This window comes from Mycobacterium sp. NGS35 (genome assembly GCF_059812855.1).
This window is the reverse complement of the sequence record NZ_JCALDL010000008.1, coordinates 1-18,063: the sequence shown is the minus strand read 5'-3', so window position 1 is coordinate 18,063 and position 18,063 is coordinate 1. Positions and strand designations below refer to the sequence as shown.

8 protein-coding genes and 2 pseudogenes are annotated in these 18,063 nt (G+C 65.2%); 6 read left to right on the top strand and 4 right to left on the bottom strand.

The genetic code is table 11. From position 1 onward, the window contains the following. Positions 1-7: 7 nt before the first annotated feature. Both AC5Y4C_RS14180 and AC5Y4C_RS14175 read right to left on the bottom strand, forming a co-directional pair. Complete coding sequence (locus tag AC5Y4C_RS14180; protein ID WP_499963838.1) at positions 8-742, bottom strand: Type 1 glutamine amidotransferase-like domain-containing protein; 735 nt, start codon at positions 740-742, stop codon at positions 8-10. Between the two features lie 117 nt (positions 743-859). Continuing rightward, positions 860-1,435, bottom strand: coding sequence for a helix-turn-helix domain-containing protein (locus AC5Y4C_RS14175; RefSeq protein ID WP_499948744.1), 576 nt, complete (start codon positions 1,433-1,435; stop codon positions 860-862). 46 nt (positions 1,436-1,481) lie between these two features. Between AC5Y4C_RS14175 and AC5Y4C_RS14170 the strand changes: the two genes are divergently transcribed. Beyond that, positions 1,482-2,429 carry an NAD(P)/FAD-dependent oxidoreductase gene (locus AC5Y4C_RS14170; protein WP_499963840.1) on the top strand — a complete coding sequence of 316 codons (948 nt, stop codon included), beginning with the start codon at positions 1,482-1,484 and terminating at the stop codon, positions 2,427-2,429. Continuing rightward, on the top strand, positions 2,426-3,079 hold the full coding sequence (locus AC5Y4C_RS14165; protein WP_499948494.1) for a class I SAM-dependent methyltransferase: 654 nt from the start codon (positions 2,426-2,428) through the stop codon (positions 3,077-3,079). Before AC5Y4C_RS14170 ends, AC5Y4C_RS14165 begins: the two co-directional genes overlap by 4 nt. A 165-nt stretch (positions 3,080-3,244) precedes the next feature. On the opposite strand, the gene AC5Y4C_RS14160 is transcribed toward AC5Y4C_RS14165, so the two are convergent. After that, positions 3,245-3,466 carry a hypothetical protein gene (locus AC5Y4C_RS14160; RefSeq protein WP_499948492.1) on the bottom strand — a complete coding sequence of 74 codons (222 nt, stop codon included), beginning with the start codon at positions 3,464-3,466 and terminating at the stop codon, positions 3,245-3,247. A 137-nt stretch (positions 3,467-3,603) separates the two neighbouring features. Here AC5Y4C_RS14160 and AC5Y4C_RS14155 point away from each other — a divergent pair, with 137 nt between their 5' ends. Beyond that, on the top strand, positions 3,604-4,206 hold the full coding sequence (locus AC5Y4C_RS14155) for a class I SAM-dependent methyltransferase (protein ID WP_499963842.1): 603 nt from the start codon (positions 3,604-3,606) through the stop codon (positions 4,204-4,206). 140 nt (positions 4,207-4,346) lie between these two features. On the opposite strand, the gene AC5Y4C_RS14150 is transcribed toward AC5Y4C_RS14155, so the two are convergent. Continuing rightward, positions 4,347-4,850 carry a DUF2505 domain-containing protein gene (locus AC5Y4C_RS14150; RefSeq protein ID WP_499963844.1) on the bottom strand — a complete coding sequence of 168 codons (504 nt, stop codon included), beginning with the start codon at positions 4,848-4,850 and terminating at the stop codon, positions 4,347-4,349. A 233-nt stretch (positions 4,851-5,083) separates the two neighbouring features. On the opposite strand from AC5Y4C_RS14150, the gene AC5Y4C_RS14145 reads away from it, so the two are divergent. The 3 genes and pseudogenes from AC5Y4C_RS14145 to AC5Y4C_RS14135 all read left to right on the top strand — a co-directional run. Further along, on the top strand, positions 5,084-5,848 hold the full coding sequence (locus tag AC5Y4C_RS14145; RefSeq protein ID WP_499963861.1) for a class I SAM-dependent methyltransferase: 765 nt from the start codon (positions 5,084-5,086) through the stop codon (positions 5,846-5,848). Positions 5,849-6,528: 680 nt separating this feature from the next. Beyond that, positions 6,529-7,485 (top strand): annotated as a pseudogene (locus AC5Y4C_RS14140) (condensation domain-containing protein); the annotation flags it as partial. Positions 7,486-7,749: 264 nt separating this feature from the next. Continuing rightward, positions 7,750-18,063: pseudogene (locus AC5Y4C_RS14135) on the top strand (amino acid adenylation domain-containing protein); the annotation flags it as partial.

Below are 18,063 nucleotides of genomic sequence, written 5' to 3'. Positions count from 1 at the left end.
CCACCAATCATTCGTCTTCGTGCGGCCACAACAACGACTGCGTGACGGTGGTGCCGTCGAAGCGGATTTCGTGGGCTGGTTGGCGCAGCGGCTCGATGGTGTTGTCTGGGTGGACGACGACTCCGCCTCCGGCGGGAATTCCCAGCCCGGTGACCACCCCCTCCAACGATCGAACCGCGCGCGACAGTCGCGCCCAATCGTCTCGCTCGTCGTGCGTGTCGATGATCAGCGGCACGAGCTTGAGCATTTCCATCAGCTCAGTCGTGCCCGATTTCGTGTCCCCAACTATCCCGTAGCGTCCGAGTTGGATTGCCCCGGCCGAAATACCTACGAGCACAGCCTCTTTCGAGTATCGACTGACAATCACGTCTTTCATGCCGGTTCTCTCGAAGATGTTCCAACCCACGCGCACATCGCCGCCCGCGAGCACCACCAGGTGCGCCCTCTCCAAGTAGGCGCGGTCGTCTGGGCCGAACGATGAATGAATCATGCGGCGCTCGCTGACTCCGATTGCGTCCATCGCCGCCTCGAAGATCTCGTAGAACTCGAGGCGATCCCCGTTGGAGGCACCGATATACGCGGCGCTTACTGGTGTGTCCCCGGTCAGGCCCTCGACGGCTGCCTCGAGGAGCAATCGATCGTGCCTCTTCCAAAACAACAGCTGGCTGTCAGCCAGTAGGTAGAGCGGTTGAAACTGCGCCGTCGACCGAGTCACCGTCCCTTGCCCGTCGGTGGCCGACATGCTCCCACCCTAACGTCGAACGGGCGCATGGGTACCACTGCAAACACCGCTGAAGTGTGTCACTGACGCGGGGTTGGGTAAGCCGCCATTTCAACGGTGCGGAAGCGCACCAATCAGTCAACTGTGTAGATGGAGCCGCTCGCCATGCGCTCCGAAGATCATCAGGGCCTCGACTGGTCCGTCGATGGCGCCGAACCAGTGCGGCGTCCATGTGCTGAATTCGACGGCCTCGCCGGGTGTGATGTTGAAGTCACGTTCGCCGAGGATCAGTCGCAGCCGTCCGGTTAGCACGAAAATCCATTCCTGGCCTTGATGCACGGGTAATTGTTCGGGTGGTTTGCGCCTCCGCATGCTTACGCGAACTTTGAACACCTGTAGACCGCCGGCAGCACCGCTGCGGGTCAACGGCCAGTAGGTGATGCCATGGCGCGTATGCGAGCTCGCGCGCACTCGTGGATCGGGGACCTCGGGTTCACGCAGCAGCTCATCGGTGCTGACCGACAGTGCCTCGGCCAGCCTGGGTAGATGGTCCAGCGCGAGGCGTCGCTTGCCCGATTCCAGCCGACTCAACGTCGAGATGTCGATGTTGGCGCGGGCGGAGACGTCTTCTAAGGTCATGCCCTGCTGGACGCGAAGTTCACGCAGCCGTTTTCTAACCAGGGCGTCGACGTCAGTTGCGTTCTTTGCCTGCATAGCAAAAGAGTTTGGCAAGAGATAGTGACACAGGCAAGCTCGGGTCATGGACAACGTTTGGGATTGCGTCATCGTCGGCGGCGGTGCGGCCGGACTCAGCGCGGGCCTGGTGCTTGGCCGGGCCCGTCGCCGCACGCTGGTAGTCGACGCTGGCGAACAAAGCAATTTGGCCGCGCACGGCATCGGTGGTCTGCTTGGCAATGACGGCCGGTCACCAGCTGAGTTCTACGCCGCCGGCGTGCGCGAAATCGCGTCATATCCATGCGTCGAACACCGCACCGGTGAGGTCGTCGCCGGCGCACGCACCGGTGATGTCTTCGAGCTGATGTTGGCCGACGGCCGGCGCGAGCGGACCCGACGCGTGTTGCTGGCCACCGGAATGGAATACCGGCCGCCGTCCATCCGGGGGCTAGCGCCGCTGTGGGGTGCGTCGGTTTTTCACTGCCCGTACTGCCACGGATGGGAAGTGCGCGATCAGCCGTTGGCTGTACTGGCGCGTGGCAAGCAGGCTGTCCACGCGTCGTTACTGCTGCGCGGATGGAGCGATGACATCATCCTCCTGAGTGACGGGCCAGCCGATCTGGAAGACGACGATCTTGCGCGGCTGGCCGCCGCTGGTGTTGGCGTCGACGAGCGGCAAGTGACCGAAATCCTCAGTGCCGACGGGCAATTGGTCGCGATCCTATTTGCCAATGGCCAGCCGCTGAAACGTCGCGGATTGATGGTGGCCGTAACGTTGCACCAACGGTCGTCGCTGGCAGAGCAACTCGGTGTCGAGTTCGGCGAACCGACGCCGCTCACCGCGCAGCGAATCAGCGTCGATGCTCTGTGCCGCACTTCGGTACCAGGTGTCTTTGCCGCGGGCGACCTTACCGCCCAGGTGCCCCAGGTGGCCGCCGCGGTCGCATCCGGATCGCTGGCGGGTGCCGTGGTGGTGCAAAGCCTGTTGGCCGACGATGTCGGGCTGCCCATGCCCGGAGTGGAGTCATCATGACAACCCTTGATGCGAAAGAATTTTGGGAGCAGCACTATGGCGCGCGGGACCGCGTCTGGAGCGGACGGGTCAACCCTTGGTTGGTCGAAGTGGTCGAACCGCTACGGCCTGGCCATGCGCTCGACCTCGGCTGTGGAGAAGGCGCCGACGCCATATGGCTCGCCCATCGAGGCTGGCGTGTCGTTGCCGTCGATGTCTCGCATACCGCGCTGGAACGAGCCGCCACCGACGCGATTTACCAGGGCGTGGAGCGGCGCATCGATTTTCAGCAGCACGATCTGTCCGACAGCTTCCCTGACGGCAGCTTCGACTTAGTGACAGCACTGTATCTCCAATCGCCCGTGCGGCTTGACCGTGAGCACGTACTACGCCGCGCCGCGGAAGCGGTCGTCGCGGGAGGACTGTTGCTCATCGTGGACCATGGCGCCGCGCCCTCCTGGGCGCCGACACCAACCCACGAACACCGCTTTCCCAGCGTTGACGAGGTGCTGGCCTCACTGGCCCTCAACCCCAACACGTGGGAGCGGCTGCGGGCTGAATCCGTTTCGCGGTCGGCGGTAGGACCTAAGGGCCAGACCGGCACAATGACAGACAACGTAATCCTGTTGCGACGGGTGCCAGAATGCAGCAGCAAAACCGTGAAAGCCTGACCGCATATGTCGGCTTCAGCCGCACAGTCCCTCAGCGCCATAGCCAAAGCGTTGCGCGCGGCTGTACGGAAAGTGGCCGAAAAGAGCTGCGTGGCTGAGGAATTCGTCGGGGGTGACACCGGGTCGAAGGCGGCCGGATGAATGGCAACGGGATCCACTCCACGCTCACAGTTGTGGGTCGCGCACGCCCGCCGCAGCGCGTGTGGGCTGAACCGGTCGGTCACCGGGGCGGCCCTCCAACTGCATCAGATACTGCAACCGGTTGCGGATAGTCCCACGATGCAGTGCGCCGCCGGACTCGTCGGCGAAGAGCACTGGCGAGTCCGGGAACTTCGGACGGACATCGGACAAGAACCAGCGCAGCACCAAGTCCAGACCGCCCAGCACATCGCGGCCGCGGGGCTGGCTCAGACCCGCGCCCGCAGCGGCGACACCACCACAGAAAGCTCCACACCGTAGCGCAGACGCCTTCAGGAGGCTTCACAGCGCGACCTGTGCCGGTTTCTGGGTGCCACAGTGGTCAGGTGAGCAACGAACAACACCGGTGGAACCACAACACCCACTACTACGACATCGTTCTCGACACCGTGCCACCAAGCGCGCGCACCGCTCTGGACGTCGGCACCGGCGACGGCCTGCTGGCAATTCGGCTCGCCGAGAAGATTCCCGAAGTCACCGCCATAGACTCCGACGCCGACATCATCAACCTCGCTCGATCCAGCACCTCGGCCACTATCACCTGGATCGTCGGCGACGTGCTCACCCATGCCCTGCCCGAGGCGCACTACGACCTTGTGGCTGCCGTCGCGACCGTCCATCACTTCCCCGATCTGACGGCTGGCCTGCAGCGCCTCGCGGACCTCACCGCCCCCGGCGGCACCCTGGTCGTGATCGGCTGCGCCCGCAGCTCGACCCTGCCTGACTACGCCTTCGATGCCGTAGGGGTCGTACAGCACCAGATCTACTCCCGCACCCGCGGCTTCTGGCAGCACAACGCCCCCGTCCAGATGCAGTTCCCGCACACCTACACCGAGGTCAAACAGACCGCCGCGACGGTGCTCCCCGGCATGACGTGGCGCCGGCTCCCGCTATGGCGATACGCCATCACCTGGCACAAGACGAAGTAGCAACATACAAAATCAGGCGCGTGATGAACTCGAGCGCCAACTCGACGGAACGCATCGCGACGAGCGCGCAGAGCAGTCGAGAAAGGCTTTGGCGCGCCACGGGTATGGCGAGTAGGCGCCACCGAAGGCGCCAAGCGCCGTCAAGCGTGTTCGCTGATCCATTCGGTGGTGAAGCGCTGAATGAGTGAAAACTGTTTGGTCAACTGTCGGCCGATGAAGGTTTCGACCTTGCCGCCGACCAGCGGGACATTGAACTCCACGGTGGCCTTACAACTCAGACGCGAGCCGTTGGGTGTTGGCGACAGGAGCGCAGTGCCGGAACCGGATCCCGGCGCTCCGTGCGTTGCGATGCTCACCTCGCCGTGTACGACGCCGTCGCGGACCGGGCTCCACGTCTCTTCCTGTACGACGCGCCATTCACTGGGATAGAACTTCGCGACGAGTTTAGGAATCCCCTCGTGGTGTGCGTCCTGAACGATGACCACGTTGACACCAACGTCGTCGTCAACCTTCAACGACTCCAGCCTGCTGCGACCGCCGAACGCCTCGATCCGCGCCCGCCAATACTCCTCCTCGCAGAAGGCTGAATGGATCTGTTCGACGCTGGCCGGAGACTCGATCGTGAAGTCGAATGACCGTGGCATACCGGCCACGCTATCGCTTGTCAGCCCTGCGGCGTGATCAAAGTCTGAACGCGGCCACCGCCGGCGAAACGAGGCCTATGCTGAGTCGACCGACAGCCTGCACCGTCGAGGGGCGGTGAGGAAGGGGCAGAGTTCTGACAAGTTCTGAAGCCCCGGGGCCGATCGACCCCGTCGACGATCACGGCGACAAGGTGGACTTTACGTGGGTCCAATGGGGATCGGTGGAATGGACGATGCTCTGCATGCTCTACCTGCGTGCGTGCGAAAGCCGTTTGGAGCGGCCAATTCTCGGCGATCACTTCGCCGCACGAGACGTCGCGCGTATCGACTACGACTTCGAGCGTATCCATCGAGCCGTCCGTCCGACGAGTAATCAATTCGGCGTGGCGTTGCGTGGCGCGCAATTGGATGCCTGGACCACCGACTACCTGAACCACCATCGCGATGCCGTGGTTCTCCATCTCGGGTGTGGTCTGCACAGTCGCGCATTTCGACTCGCAATACCCGAAGGTGTGCGGTGGTTCGACGTCGACCTGCCGCAAGTGATTGCGATGCGTCGCCAGTTGTATTCCGAATCCGAGACTTACCGAATGATTGGGTCATCGGTGACCGATGCCGGGTGGATCGACGATTTACCGGAGGGCGGTCCGGTATTGATCGTCGCCGAAGGGCTTCTTGTCTACCTGAATCCCAGCGACATCGCAGAGCTGCTCCACCGATTGGTCGACCGGTTCGACAGCGGTGAATTGCTCGCTGACCTAATGTCGAAGTGGGGTCTGCGGATGTCGAAACTTGCGCGGCCCGGCATGATCAAGTGGGGCACCCGGCACGGCGAAGAGATCACCCGTTGGGATTCTCGCCTCAAACTGGTGGATCAGAAGCCTGTTGTCGCCGGCTTCGACAAAATTCCACTCAAGCGGCAACGGTTGCTGTACCACGCCCAGTACGCGATTCCGCTGACGCGAAACCACCTACGGGTCTTCCGCTTCGCGTTCTGACCGCCGTACTCGTGGCCTCCCGGCGCGGAAAAAGACATGCCGGTTCACTTTGCCGTACTGGCGGCGCTGCGCCCGACCGATGCTGCCGCGGCCACCGATGGTCGTGTGGCGACATCTTCGCGGTTCCCGGCGCGCCTGCTTAGGCGGGGTATGACGTCATGGCCCCGACAAAAAGTGTTACGGCGAAGCCGCATTCCTTCACCGACCACCGACAACTGGGCTTTGCCGGCTTCCTTTTGCCGTGCCGAATTTGGCATCGGTCGCCAGAAAACCGCGCGTCACCTGCGACGAAGCGGCCACCCGGCCCGACCCTCCGACGATGTTGTCTGACATCAAAGAGTTGTTGTTGACGTCCGCGCCAATTTCTGGAATCGCGAGACCAGCGTCCTTTAGCTGCCGTACGTTCAGATCGGTTCTGCTGATTTCGACTCACCCTCTGGACCACCAGTCGGCTCCGATCCGTTTGGCACATAATGGCAGGTTTTGCTCAACAGTGGACTTGTCGCCGTAGGCACGCAACCACCGGCGAGCTCGCTGCCGGCTGGCCGACTGTTCAGCCGGTCTCCCCGCCAAGCCGGCCTGCATCAAAGTCATCTCGATCGACGCGGCTGGCGGCTCATGCCAGAGCGGGCGCAGCGTTGCGCTTCTGACGGCGCACCGATGAGGGAAGGGACGGTCACATGGGACTGGATGACCGGGCACTTCCGCTGACGCAGCGACAACTTGACATCTGGCTCGCGCACCAGAGCGGTCACTCGAGCACAGAGTGGCAACTCGGCCTCATGGCCAAAATAGACGGTCTCGTAGACCGCGAACTGCTCGAGTGGGCAATCCGTCGCGCACTTCATGAGGCCGAACCAATCCGGGCCGCCTTCTTCGAAGCGGACGGGCAGGTCTTCCAACAGGCCATCGATTACTCGAAGGTCGAACTCGCCTTCCACGACGTGCGTTTGTCGAGCGATCCCGTGCGGGAAGCTTGGCGGATAGCGTCGTCCATACAACGCATGCCGATGTCATTCAGCGGTCCACTGCTCAAATTCGCGCTGTTTCGCACGCGGGCCGACGAGTTCTATTGGTTCACCTGCTGTCACCACATCGTCATCGACGGCCTGAGCATCGCGCTCGTGGGCCGTCGCATCGCGGCGATCTACTCCGCAATCGCTTGTGGCGCAGTCATTCCGCCTGCGTTCTTCGGCTCGCTGCACGACTTTGTCACCTGCGAGCTGGAGTACGAGGGCTCCGACGACTTCCGGGCAGACCGCGCTTACTGGAGTGCCCATCTTCCGTCAGCACGTGAACCTGACTACGGGCCGCAGGGCACTCGTGAGCCGAATTCCTATTTCCCCTCCACCCCAACACCTTTGGCTCCCGCTATCGTGAACCACATCAAAGGACTGTCCAAGGAATTGGGCATCCGCCGATCGTCGGTGCTCACCGCGGCTTGCGCGCTCTTGGTAAGTGGATGCGGCGCTCGGGGGTCAGAGGTGGTGCTCGACTTCCCGGTCAGCAGACGGCTGCGCCCGGAAGCCCGAACCCTGCCCGCGATGCTCGCAGGAGTGGTTCCGCTGGTGTTGAAGACGTCGCCACGATCGCGAGTCGCTGACTTCTGTCGGCATGTAGACGCGCAGATCCGAGAAGCACTGTGCCACCAACGATTTCCCGTTCACACCCTCGAGGGTGAGGAAAGTGTGCCGGGTTCGGGCCAGTCGGCGCATCGAGTGGTTCTCAACTTCGTTCCGTCGCGGCTCACCCTGGATCTCGGCGGTGTTTCGGCAACCGCTACCTACACCACCTTCGGACCGGTCGACCATTTCGGGATGTTCTTCCTCGGCACCGGCGATCAACAAGCCTTCTGCACGGCGGGTGCAGGGCAACCGTTCTCGAACTTCCATCCCGCAGATCTCGCCGCACGGTTCGAGCGCATCGTGGTGAAAATGGCCGCCGATCCGACACGGCGGCTGCTTTCGATGGACATTGTCGGCGCCGACGAACACGCCGGCCTTCACCGCTGGGGCAATCGGGCGGTGTTGACGCAGCCGGCGGTGCCGGTATCGATTCCAGCTCTGTTCGCCGAGCAGGTGGCACGCGCGCCGGAGGCCGTGTCGGTGGTATGCGACGGACGTTCGCTTACCTACGGCGAGCTCGACAGAGCGTCGAATCAGTTGGCGCACATGCTGATCGACGTTGGCGCCGGGCCGGGTCAGAGTGTGACGTTGTTCTTGCCGCGGTCGGTCGAGGCGATCATCGCGATCGTCGCTGTGCTCAAGACCGGCGCCGCGTATGTGCCGATCGATCCGGCGTATCCGGACGCGCGTATCGCCCTCATGGTCGACGATGCCGCGCCGATCGCCGCGATCACCACCGGCGAGCTGGCCAAGCGACTCTGGGAACATCGGGATCTCACGATCGTCGAAGTCAGTGACCCCCGGATCGGTACATATCCGGTGAGCGGATTGCCGGCACCGACGGCCGACGACGTGGCATACGTCATCTACACCTCGGGTACCACCGGTCTGCCCAAAGGTGTTGCGGTCACGCACCACAACGTCACTCAACTGCTCGGTCAGCCGGATCGGCACCTGCCCACGGAGGCGTGGGCGCAGTGGCATTCCTTCGCCTTCGACGCCTCGGTCGAAGAGATCTGGGGTGCACTGCTGCATGGCGGCCGGCTGGTCGTGGTGCCCGAAAAGGTGGCGGGCTCACCAGCAGACCTGCAAGCCCTGCTCGTCGCAGAACACGTCACCGTGCTCAGCCAAACTCCGTCAGCGGTGGGGATGCTTTCCCCAGACGCGCTGGAGTCCGTGGCCTTGCTGGTGGCCGGTGAGCCCTGTCCCGCCGACTTGGTGGATCGATGGGCGCCGGGTCGGGTGATGATCAACGGCTACGGGCCGACGGAGACCACCGTTTGCGCATCCCGAACGGGCGCTCTGACAGCCGGTTTCGGGACGCCGCCGATCGGCGTGCCCGTGCCAGGGGCCGCGCTGTTCGCGTTGGATGCCTGGTTGCGGTCGGTGCCGGCAGGCGTCATCGGTGAGCTGTATGTCGCCGGTCGGGGTGTCGGCCTCGGGTATATGCATAGGCCGGGGCTGACGGCATCCCGATTCGTGCCGTGCCCTTTCGGCGTTCGGGGCTCGCGGATGTATCGGACGGGCGATCTGGTCCGGTGGGCCACTGACGGTCAGCTGCACTACCTCGGCCGTGCCGACGAGCAGGTCAAGATTCGCGGCTATCGCATCGAGTTGAGTGATGTGCGCGAAGCATTGGCCGGCATCGACGGCGTCGAGCATGCGGCGGTGGTTGTCCGCGAAGATCGTCCCGGCGACAAACGGTTGGTGGGTTACGTCGTCGGCGGTGTCGATCCGGTCGACGCCCGCGCCGCATTGGGGGAGCGGTTACCGGCGCACATGGTGCCCGCCGCGGTGGTGAGCGTCGACGCCTTGCCGCTGACAGTCAACGGGAAGCTCGACGTTCGCGCGTTGCCCGCACCGCAATACCTCGGCGCCAACGGCTTTCGTGCTCCGTCGACCGTGGTAGAAGAAATCCTGGCCGGCATCTACGCGCAGGTGCTCGGCGTGGACCGCGTCGGCGCGGACGACTCGTTCTTCGACCTGGGCGGAGACAGCGTCTCGGCGATGCGGCTGGTAGCTGCAGTCAACGCATCGATCAACACCGGCATCGGGGTGCGCGCGGTATTCGATGCGCCGACCATCGCCCAACTTGCGGCTCGGGTCGGGATGGACTCGGCGGCGTTGGCGCCGTTGGTAGCGGGGGAGCGGCCCGCAATCTTGCCGCTTTCGTTCGGGCAGGCCCGGTTGTGGTTCGTCGACCAATTACAGGGTCCTTCACCGGTCTACAACATGGCGGTGGCGCTGCGACTGAACGGCCGCCTGGACGTGGATGCGTTGCGGATGGCGTTGGCCGATGTGGTCGCCCGCCACGAGTCGCTTCGCACCATATTCGTAGCCCACGATGGGGTGCCTGAGCAGGTGGTGCTGCCGCCCGAGCGCGCCGACGTCGGTTGGGCTCTGGTGGACGCCAGCGCGTGGTCGGGTGCTCAGCTGACCGAGGCCCTCGAGGCCGCCGCGAGTTACAGCTTCGACCTGGCAGCAGAACTTCCCTTGCGTGCAAAGCTTTTCCGGCTCACCGAGGACGAGCATGTGTTGGCGGGAGTGGTCCACCACATCGCGGCGGACGGGTGGTCGGTGGGACCGCTGGTGGCGGATCTGAACCAGGCCTATGCCAGCCGATGTGCAGGCCAAGCTCCCGATTGGGCGCCGCTACCGGTGCAGTACGCCGATTACACGCTGTGGCAGCGCGCCCAGTTCGGTGTCCTGGACGACCCTGGTAGCCCGATCGCCGCGCAGTTGTCATATTGGGAACAGGCGCTGGCGAATCTGCCGGAGCGCCTGGCCTTGCCGACCGATCGGCCTTATCCAGTGGTGGCGGATCTGCGCGGCGCCAAGGTAGTCATCGACTGGCCGGTCGAGGTACAGCAGCAGGTCCGTGCGCTGGCCGCCCAGCATGACGCGACCAGTTTCATGGTGATGCAAGCGGCGTTGGCGGTGCTGTTGTCGCGGCTGAGCGCCAGTTGTGACGTGCCGGTGGGCTTTCCGATTGCCGGACGCCGCGATGCAGCGCTGGAGGGATTGGTGGGGTTCTTCGTCAACACGTTGGTGTTGCGGGTCGACGTGTCCGGCAATCCGACCGCCGCCGAATTGCTGGCGCAGGTGCGCCGACGCAGCCTCGCGGCCTTCGAACATCAGGACGTGCCCTTCGAGGTGCTGGTGGAGCAACTCAACCCGACGCGCAGTCTCGCCCATCATCCGCTGGTGCAGGTGATGCTGGCCTGGCAGAACTTGCCGGGCAACACCGGCGATCCGGTCAGCGGACTGAGCCTGGGTGATTTGGAAGTGACTCAGGTGCCCGTCGAAACACATTCGGCCAGAGTCGATATCGCATTGTGGCTGTCCGAGCGTTTCACCGGTGAGGGGCAGCCGGCCGGCATCGGTGGCGCGGTGGAGTTCCGCACCGATGTGTTCGACTCGGCCAGCATCGAGGCGCTGATCGAGAGGCTGCGGCGGGTGCTTGCCGCGATGACCGCGGACCCCGCAGTCAGGTTGTCGGCCATCGATGTCGTCGATGCCACTGAGCACGGCTGGCTGGCTGACAACGGCAACTGGGCGGTGCTGACCCGACCTGTGACCGCGGCAGTGTCGGTGCCGGCGCTGTTCGCCGCACGGGCAACCTGCGCTCCCGATGCGGTAGCCATCAGCTGCGGTGGCCGCCAGATGAGCTATCGCGAGCTCGATGAAGCGTCGAACCGGTTGGCGCGTCTCCTGACCGATCAGGGCGCAGGCCCGGGAGGCGTTGTGGCGCTGCTTTTCTCGCGATGCGCTGACGCGGTGGTCGCGATGTTGGCGGTGCTCAAGGCGGGTGCGGCGTATCTGGCGATCGACTCCGCACTGCCTGCGGCACGGGTGGAATTCATGCTCACCGACGCTGCGCCGGTCGCGGCGGTCAGCACCGCGAGACTGCGGTCGCGGTTGGCGGGATACGACGGACCGGTCGTCGACATCGACGACCCTCGCCTTCCTGAGCTGCCCAGCACCGGCTTGCCGATGCCCAGCACTGACGGGTGGGCGTATGTGATCTACACGTCCGGCACCACCGGGGCGCCGAAGGCGGTGGCCGTGACCCACCGGAACCTGGCGCACCTGGCGGCCTCGACTCCGCGGCATTTGCCGCCGAAACAGGTTTGGACGCAATGTCATTCGTACGCGTTCGACTTTTCTGTGTGGGAAATCTGGGCTGCGCTGCTGGGCGGGGGTCGCCTGGTCGTCGTCCCCGAAGAGGTGGCCAGCTCCCCGGAGGCGTTCCACGCCATGATCGTCGACGAAGACGTCACAGTGTTGACGCAGACTCCGTCGGCGATCAGCGCGTTGCCGCCGCAGGGGCTGGAGTCGGTGGCCGTGTTGCTCGGCGGGGAGGCGTGCCCGAGCGAGGTGGTGGATCGCTGGGCACGAGGACGGGTGGTGATCAACGCCTACGGCCCGACCGAGGCCACGGTGTATGCGTCGATGACCCCGCCGCTGGGACTGAATCTGGACGTCGTGCCGATCGGTGCGCCAGTGCCCACTGCGGCGGTGTTCGTGCTCGACGCGTGGCTTCGGCTCGTCCCGCCCGGAGTGATCGGGGAATTGTATGTGGCCGGGGCAGGCGTCGCCGACGGCTACGTAGGCCGCACCGGGTTGACCGGATCCCGTTTCGTGGCATGCCCGTTCGGCCTTGCGGGGTCCCGGATGTATCGCACCGGCGATCTCGTGCGGTGGGGTGCCGATGGGCAGTTGCAGTACCTCGGCCGGGCTGACGAGCAAGTCAAGATCCGCGGCTATCGCATCGAGTTGAGCGAAATTCAATCCGTCCTGGGCGATCTCGACGGGGTGAGCCAAGCCGTCGTCACAGCCCGTGAAGATCGGCCCGGTGACAAGCGGCTCGTCGCCTACTTCACCGGTTCGGCCGACCCGGCCGAGGTGCGTGCGCTACTGGCGCAGCGCCTGCCGGGTTATATGGTGCCCGCCGCAGTCATCGCGCTGAAGGCGCTGCCGTTGACGGTCAACGGCAAACTCGACGTTCGCGCTCTGCCGGCGCCGGACTACGGTGACATCGAGCGCTACCGCGCCCCCAGCGATGCGGTCGAGGAAATCTTGGCCGGCATCTTCGCGCAAGTGCTCGGTCTGGAGCGGGTTGGCGTCGACGAGTCGTTCTTCGATTTGGGCGGCGACAGCATCTTGTCGATGCAAGTGGTGGCCCGTGCGCGGGCGGCGGGCCTGGCCTGCCAGCCGCGCGACATCTTCGTCGAGCAGAGCGTGGCACGGCTGGCGCGGGTGGTCGGTGTCGTCGACGACACGTGGCCGGCCGACGAAGGCGTCGGACCGGTCGCGCTCACTCCGATCATGGCCTGGCTGCAGGACGTCGGCGGCCGGGTCGACCAGTTCAACCAGACCATGGTGCTCGACGCCCCGCCCGGAGTCACGGGTGCCGATGTGGTGGCGGTACTGCAGGCGCTGCTGGATCGGCACGCCATGTTGCGCCTGCGGGTCGACGACGACGGGACTAGCGGCTGGATGCTGAGCGCGCAGCCGGCCGGATCAGTCGACGCGCACGAGTGCCTGCACACCGTCGACGTGGTCACCGACGAGGCGGTGGCAGCGGCCCGTGCCCGGTTGAACCCTGCCGCCGGGCGAATGGTCAGCGCACTGTGGGCGACGAGGACCGGCGAGTTGGTGATGGTCATCCACCATCTCGCCGTCGACGCGGTGTCGTGGCGAATCCTGTTCGAAGACATCAACATTGCGTGGGCCCAGCACCGCAGCGGCCAACGCGTCACCCTGCGCGCCGTCGGCACCTCGTTTGCCCGGTGGTCGGCTCTGCTTGCCGAACGCGCCCACCACCCCGACGTGGCCGCCCAGGCCGACGCGTGGCAGAACGTCGAAAACACACCGACGCTTCCGCTGCCGAACCCGACCGTCGACACGTACGCCAGCGCCGGGCATCTGTCGGTGTCGCTGGACGCCGATACCGCCGGGGCCCTGCTCGCCGACGTGCCAGCTGCGTTTCACGTTGCGCTGCAAGAAGTTCTGCTGATCGCGCTCGGGTTGGCTCTGGCGGAATTCTGCGGTACGTCCGCGCCGATCGTCGTCGAGGTGGAAGGCCACGGCCGCGCCGACGGACTGGCTGCCGATGTGGATCTGTCGCGCACCGTCGGCTGGTTCACCACGAAACACCCCGTCGCGCTGGCGGTGGGCGGGCTGTCATGGGCACAGGTGACCGCCGGCGATCCGGCGCTGGGGGCAATCATCAAGGCGGCCAAAGAACGGCTGCGCGCGCTGCCCGACCCGCTGACCTATGGGCTACTGCGCTACCTCAGCCCTTCTGTCGACATCACCGGGCCGGATCCACTGGTTGCGTTCAACTTCCTGGGACGTCTCAGCGCGGGTCAGATGTCCGAGGACATGTGGCAGATGAGCGCCGACGGCCTGTCGGTGACGACGACGGCAGCGCGGGTGGACATGCCGCTGACGCATGCCGTGGAGCTGACCGCCGGCGCCGTCGACAGCCCTCACGGCCTCCTCGTGCAGGCCACCTGGACATGGGCGCCGTCGGTGCTCGATCGTGACGGGATCGTCCGCCTGAGCGGGCTGTGGAGCGGAGCACTGGCCGGCATATGCGCCCATGTGCGTTGCGGCGGAGGCGGACTGACCCCGTCGGACATCGCCCCGGCCCGGCTGAGCCAGTCCCAGATCGACGAACTCGAACGGCGGAATCGGGTGGCCGACATCTTGCCGTTGACGCCGCTTCAGCAGGGCCTGCTGTTCCACGCCGGCACCACCGACCGCCACGGCGGCGACACATATGCGATGCAACTCGACATCGCGGTGTCGGGCCCCCTCGACGCCGAGCGGCTGCGGCAGGCCGTGCACACCGTTGTTCGCCGCTATCCCAATCTGGCGGCGGGGTTCTGCTCCGAGTTCGACGAGCCGGTGCAGATGATTCCCGCCGATCCCACAGCCGCCTGGCGGTACGAGCAACTCGGCAGCGAAGAACAGATCCAGGCGCTGTGCAACGAGGAACGGGCCGCGGTGTGCGACCTGGCGACCGCGCCGGTATTCCGGGCCGCGTTGATTCGCACCGGTGCGGACCGGCATCGGTTCGTGCTGACCAATCACCACATTGTGCTCGACGGCTGGTCGCTTCCCATTCTGTTGAGCGAGATCTTCGCTGCCTACTACGGACAGCGGCTGACCCCGGCGGTGCCGTACCGGCGGTTCGTGACCTGGCTCGCCGGCCGCGATCACGATGCGGCGCTCGCGGCGTGGGCGCATGCGCTCCTCGGGTTTGACACCCCCACCCTGGTCGGTGCCCCCGGCCTCGGAGTCCCGGGCCCTCGAGGTGTGCACACCAGTGAATTGTCGAAAGAGGCCACTGCGGCGCTGAGCGAATTGGCTCGCGCACAGCACACCACCGTGAACACGGTGTTGCAGGCCGGCTGGGCGCAGATGCTGGCGGCATTGACCGGCACACACGATGTGGTGTTCGGCACCGCGGTGTCGGGCAGGCCGGCCGACGTGGCGGGCGCGGAGTCGATGGTGGGCCTGTTGATCAACACCGTGCCAGTACGCGCACAGCTCAGCGCGGACATCACGACCGCCGAATTGCTCGAGCAACTAACGCAATTCGCGGCCGACACCCTGGAGCATCAGCATCTGGCGCTGCCGCAGATCCACCGCCTCACCGGCCACGACCAGTTGTTCGACACGCTGTTCGTGTTCGAGAACTATCCCGTCGACACCGCCGCATTGAGCGGCGTGGACGGGCTGACCGTCACCGGATTCGAGGGTCGCGAGTCCACCCACTACCCCCTCACGTTGCAGGCCCGGCCCGGCCCGCAGTTGACCCTGCGCCTCGAGTACGACGCCGACCTGTTCGACCTCGGCATGATCACCGCAATCGTCACTCGACTCCAGACCACGCTGAGCGCGATGGCCGCCGATCCCGCTCGGCGGCTTTCGGCCATCGATCCACTCGACCATGAACAACACCAGCGCCTCGACGACTTGGGACACCGTGCGGTCTTGACGCAGCCGGCCGCACCCGCCTCGATCCCAGCGCTGTTCGCCGCACAAGTGCGACGGTTCCCGCGAGCGGCGGCGGTGGTGTGCGATGGCCATTCGCTGTCCTACCAAGAACTGGATGAAGTGTCGAACCGGCTGGCGCACTTGTTGATCGAGTACGGGGCCGGGCCCGACGAATGCATTGCGCTGCTGATGCCGCGGTCGGCGGAGGCGATCGTGGCGATTCTGGCGGTGATCAAGACCGGAGCGGCGTATCTGCCCGTCGACCCCGCCATGCCGGATTCGCGGTTGCATTTCATGATCGACGACTCCACACCGGTCATTGCGCTGACCACATCCGAGATGCGGTCACGGATCGAGGGCTGCCGGGAGATGACGGTCATCACTGTCGACGACCCCCGCATTTGGATCTATCCCGCGACCGCCCCGCCGGAGCCGGCGCCCGATGACGTCGCCCACGTCATCTACACCTCGGGCACCACCGGCACCCCGAAAGGTGTTGCGGTCACGCACCACAACGTCACCCGCTTGTTCGCCGGCCTTGATGTCGGGGTCGGCATGGGACCCGGACAAACGTGGACGCAGTGTCATTCGCTGGCGTTCGACTACTCGGTGTGGGAGATGTGGGCACCGCTGCTGCACGGCGGACGGCTGCTCGTCGTGCCGGACGCTGTGGTGGCCTCGCCAAAACACTTGCACGCGTTACTTACCGACGAACACGTGACCGTGTTCAGCCAAACGCCGTCGGCGGTGGCCGCTCTGACTCCACAGGGTCTGGAGGCCGTCGCGTTGGTGATCGCCGCCGAACCGTGCCCTGCCGAGGTGGTGGAGCGGTGGGCGGCGGGCCGGGTGATGATCAACGGCTACGGACCCACCGAAACCACCGTATATGCCAGCATCAGCGCTCCGCTGACTCCCGAATCCCAAGTGCCAATTGGCATCCCGGTACCGGGGGCCGCATTGTTCGTGCTGGATCAGTGGCTGCGCCCGGTACCGGCTGGACTGGTCGGCGAGCTGTATGTGGCCGGACACGGCGTCGGAGTGGGCTACGTGCGCCGCGCCGCCCTGACCGCTTCGCGGTTCGTGTCATGCCCCTACGGGCCGGCGGGGTCGCGGATGTATCGCAGCGGGGATCTAGTGCGTTGGGGCACCGACGGGCAACTGCACTACCTCGGCCGCGCCGACGAGCAAGTCAAAATTCGCGGATATCGCATTGAATTGGGTGACGTGCGCGCCGCATTGGCCGCCGTATCCGGTGTGGAGCACGCCGTCGTGATCGTGCGTGAAGACGGACCCGGAGCCAAACGCTTGGTCGGCTACATCACGGGCACCGCCGACCCCGCTGAGGTCCGCGCCGAGCTCGCCGAAAAGTTGCCGGGCTACATGATTCCCGTTGCCATCATGGCCATCGATGCCCTGCCGCTGACCGTCAACGGCAAACTCGACGTTCGCGGGCTGCCCGCCCCCGACTACCACCACGGCGAGCACTACCGCGCGCCTGTCACTCCTGTCGAGGAAATCCTCGCCGGCATCTACACGCAAGTACTGGGAGTCGGGCGCGTCGGCGTCGCCGACTCTTTCTTCGACCTCGGCGGCGACTCCCTTTCCGCCATGCGCACTATCGCCGCGATCAACACCACCCTCGGCGCCGACCTGAGTATCCGCACGCTGTTCGACGCGCCCACCATCGCCGAGCTCGCCCCGCACATCAGCAGCGAACACAAACTGCGCCAACCGCTTCGCGCTGTCCCACGCCCCGAAGTCATTCCGCTTTCATACGCTCAGAACCGCCTTTGGTTCCTCGACCAGTTGCAGGGTCCGTCGCCGGTGTACAACATGGCGGTGGCGTTGCGGCTGTGCGGGCATCTTGACGTGGATGCGTTGCGGGCGGCACTGGGTGACGTGGTGGCTCGCCACGAGAGCCTGCGCACCCTTTACGTGGCGGCTGATGGCATTCCTCAGCAGCTGGTGCTGTCACCTGACCGAGCGGACTTCGGCTGGGACGTGATCGACGTCAGCTCATGGTCGGCTGACCGGCGCTCAGAGGCCATCGACGCGGCATCTCGGCACGCGTTCGATCTTGCCGCGGAAATCCCTTTGCGCACAACCCTTTTACGGGTCAGCGATGACGAGCATGTGCTGGTCGGCGTGGTGCACCACATTGCCGCCGACGGTGCATCGGTGGCTCCACTGCTACGTGACCTGGACGCTGCATATCGGGCGCGCCGGCACGGCGACCAGCCCGCATGGGCGCTGCTGCCTGTCCAGTACGCCGACTACACACTGTGGCAGCGTGCGCAATTGGGCGACATCGAGGACCCGGAAAGTCCTATCGCTTTAGAGCTTTCGTACTGGGACGACGTCCTGTGCGGTCTGCCCGAACGGTTGCAGCTGCCCACCGACCGGCCCTATCCGGCGATCGCCGATCAACGCGGAGCGGTCATACCGGTCGACTGGCCGGCCGAATTGCAGCGACGGGTGCGAGATCTGGCCGCCGAGCATCACACGACCACTTTCATGGTGATGCAGGCAGCTCTGGCGTTGTTGTTGTCGCGGGTCGGCGTTACTTCAGATGTCGCCGTT